At 61.5% G+C, this 3695-nt stretch carries 2 protein-coding genes and 1 pseudogene; 1 reads left to right on the forward strand and 2 read right to left on the reverse strand.

The annotated features are described in order from the left end of the window. Positions 1-927 (reverse strand): YdiU family protein (locus OXH56_15285; GenBank protein ID MCY3556675.1); only part of this gene is annotated, 927 nt, incomplete at its 3' end. A gap of 864 nt (positions 928-1791) precedes the next feature. Between OXH56_15285 and OXH56_15290 the strand changes: the two genes are divergently transcribed. Continuing rightward, a complete protein-coding gene (locus OXH56_15290; GenBank protein ID MCY3556676.1) occupies positions 1792-2877 on the forward strand; it encodes an IS110 family transposase in 1086 nt (361 codons plus the stop codon). A 327-nt stretch (positions 2878-3204) separates the two neighbouring features. Here the strand turns inward: OXH56_15290 and OXH56_15295 are convergent. Beyond that, positions 3205-3695 (reverse strand): annotated as a pseudogene (locus OXH56_15295) (transposase).

Consider the following 3695-nt stretch of genomic DNA (forward strand, 5'->3'; position numbering starts at 1 on the left):
ATCCAGTATCAAGGCCAGGCATTCGGCCAGCCGGGTCAGGTTCCACAGTGCGATGTACGGCTGGTTGCAGTAGGCATAGCGGCCCTGGTGGTCAATGGAACTGAATACCTGCTGGAAGTTGAACTGGTCCATGAAGGCGCACGGGCCATAGTCGATGGTCTCGCCGGCAACGGACATGTTGTCGGTATTCATGACGCCGTGAATGAACCCCAGCTGCATCCATTGGGCGATGAGCGAGGCCTGCCGGCCGATGACTTTCTCCAGCAACGCCAGGTAGGGCCGCTCCATCCCGTCAAGGTCGGGGTAGTTCCGTCGGATGACATGATCGGCCAGTGCACTCACGGCTTCGATATTGCCGCGCCGGGCGTAGAACTCGAAGGTTCCCACCCGAACGAAACTGCGGGCCACGCGGGTGATGATGCCGCCGGGCAGCGCCCGTTCCCGGAAGACGCTGTCGCCCGTGGTCACGACCGCCAGGGCCCGCGTGGTGGGTACGCCCAGCCGGTGCATGGCCTCGCTGACCAGGTATTCACGCAATACCGGGCCGAGCGGGGCGCGTCCGTCCCCGTTGCGGGAAAACACTGTCCGGCCGGAACCCTTCAGCTGGATTCCGTACCCCAGGCCGTCCCGGCCGACCACCTCGCCCAGGAGCAGGGCGCGCCCGTCGCCCAATTGCGGATTGAACATTCCGAACTGGTGTCCGGAATAGACCATGGCCAACGGGTCGGCGCCTTCGGGAATCTCGTTGCCGGCGAACACGGCGGCGCCGTACTCCGAATCCAGCATGTCGGCATCCAGGCCAAGGTCTCGGGCCAGATCACGGTTGAAGCAGACCATCCTGGGGCCGGACACCGGCGATGGCCGTGTACGGACAAAAAACCCCTCGCCAAGTGCGGTGTACTGGTTGTTGAAAGGTATCGCTGTCACGGGGTCAACGGATGGATTCACGGTGGTCCATGGCTTCAGGAACCGTCCGGGGCGGGACCACGTGGGCCCACGGTACGGCCCATCACCCGGCCCGGCTCCGATGGCCATGCCGGCCGGCGCCGGGCGGCATCCGGCTCACTGCGGGATCGGTTCCAATGGACAGGCCGACTCTCTCCGGCCGCCTAGGGCCCTGATGCATGCAGGAAACGGGGCAAGTAGTGTAACTTTTTGTTTTTATGGTGGCTACGGGTAGATTCGGGTAGATTCGGGTAGATTCGAACTACCGACCCCATCATTATGAGCATGACCTGATAATAATTTTTATATATTAATCCACTAGTGTCCCAACGTTTCATCCAATACATTCAATTGCTTATACGTCGGTGACATGTCGTTTTTGTGAGCCGTCATGGTAACCAGTTGATTCAACGGGATTCTCTCGAACGGGGTCAAGCTCAAAATCTGTAGAATTAATGGTATGACCCGCCCCTCCTTCGAGGGCGTCAACCTGCAACAGCTCCGATCGACGATGCAGTATCCAGCAACACCACCGGCATCCCGCACACGCCTGTCAGGCGGGATCCGATTCCGCAAGGGATCCGGACCGCGAAGGCGCGCGGTGTGGGGACGGTACAGCCCGTCAGGCTGCTGGTCTGCAGGGAAGGCGGTGTTCGGGAAGCATCCCGCCGGGAGCGGTTTCCCTTGTGCCCCGGAACCCGCTACAGTGAGCGCCCCGTTTCATTGCGGCGCCGGCAGCCTGGCGATCCGGAAGACAAGGAAAGCGGCCATGGCCCACTCCCGTCGGATACGGCTTCTGGGAGCCACAATGATCTCTACATCATTCACACACTCGAGGAATGAACCATGACCACGGTAAAGAATAGCACGATTATCCCCAAGACTAAGACCACCGCTCCCGCATACGTCGGCATCGACCTTGCCAAGAACTCGGTCCATGTCCACGGTGTCGACGGATCGGGCCGCACCTGTATCGACCGGAAGCTGAAGCCGGCGAAGCTGAAGGCGTTCCTGTCCAACCTGGAACCGTGCGTGGTGGGCATGGAGGCCTGCGGCCGGTCCCACCAGTGGGGCCGGGACGTGCTGGCCATGGGGCACGATGCGAAGCTCATGGCCCCGCAGTTCGTGAAGCCGTACGTCAAGTCCAACAAGAACGACCGTGCGGACGCCGAGGCGATCTGCGAGGCGGTCCAGCGCCCGAACATGCGGTTCGTGGGGATCAAGAGCGCGGACCGGCAGGCCCATCAGGCCATCCACCGGGTCCGTTCCCGGGCGGTGGGCAACCGGACGGCCCATGTGAACACGATCCGCGGCCTGCTGGCCGAGTTCGGCATCGAGATTCCCCAGGGCCGCAGCAAGGTCCGTCCCGCCGTTGCGGAGATTCTGGGCAATGGGGGAGCCGGGGAGGTTGATCTGCCGCCGCGGTTCCTGGATGTGCTGGCAGACCTCTACGACGAGCTGATGCACATGGACGAGCGGGTGGAGAGGTACGACCGGATGGTCGAGGAGATCGTCAAGGGAGACGAACAGGCACAGCTGCTGATGACGATTCCCGGGGTAGGGCCGCTGACGGCCACGGCGCTGCTGGCCACCATGGGCGATCCGGGTGTGTTCCGGAATGGCCGGGAATGTGCGGCCTGGATCGGCCTGGTTCCGAAACAGCACTCCACCGGGGGAAAGGACCGGCTGCTGGGGATATCGAAACGCGGCGACCGGTATCTGCGCTGCCTGCTGATCCATGGCGCCAGGGTGATAGTCACCCAGCTTTCCCGGAAGGAGAAGGCGGATCGGCGCAGCCGGTGGCTGAAGGAACTGCTGGAGCGTCGTCACAAGAACGTGGCGACGGTGGCGCTGGCGAACCGGATGGCCAGGACTGCGTGGGCGATCCTGACTTCCGGGAAGCCATACGAGGAGAATCACGTGCCTGCCTGAGGGCAGGCCAGCGGTGAACCGGGAGATCGACCCCGGACCCGAACATCAACCACATCGAAGAGAACAATTACCCACCAGGGTTGCTTGAGAGCAATTGATCGTGATGGCAGAAAAGGCAAACCGCCGGAGTGAGAACCTGACCCATGCAAAGACCCGATTCATGGAACACCTGACGGTGTACTGTGTAGAGGTCGAAGAATTGATAAGGACACACCGGTGCGCATTCCATCAGGGCCAGGGGCATGAGATCCCCGTCGAAAGGCCGGATATATGGCAGCAGCCTCTCCCTTCCGGATCGAAAAATTGTTCTTGCAAACCGGGGCGGGTCATATATGTGTGGAGACTTTCATTCAGCCAGAGGCGGCTCCGGATGATCGCCACCAGCACATAGACGGAGATCGCGATCCAGATTTGAGTCTTCACCGCATTCTCCGACGTTCCGAAGAACGACTTGATCCGCAGGTGCTGCTAGATCCACTTGAAGAACAGTTCTACCTGCCATCGTGCCTGGTACAGTTCAGCGATGGTCAGGGGCGGCAGGACGAAGTCGTTGGTCAGAAACACCAGGGACTTGTCTCTTTCCCGGTCGACGTACTGGATGCGGCGCAGCTTGTCTGGATATCTTCTTGGGATCCGGCAGGACGACCTGGTCGCAGAGGACCTCGGTGGTCCGGTCCACTTCCCTTGAGTACAGTCGCCTGAGCGGGGCGTTCTTCTTCGCCCGCAACACGAAATGCGCCCCGTGCAGGTGGAGCGTGTCCAGCTTGACGGCGGCCTTGGTCTTGCGGAACCGGGCCCATGGAAAGAGGGACAGGCAC

It is taken from the genome of Gemmatimonadota bacterium (genome assembly GCA_026702745.1).
In the GTDB taxonomy this organism is placed as follows: domain Bacteria; phylum JAAXHH01; class JAAXHH01; order JAAXHH01; family JAAXHH01; genus JAAXHH01.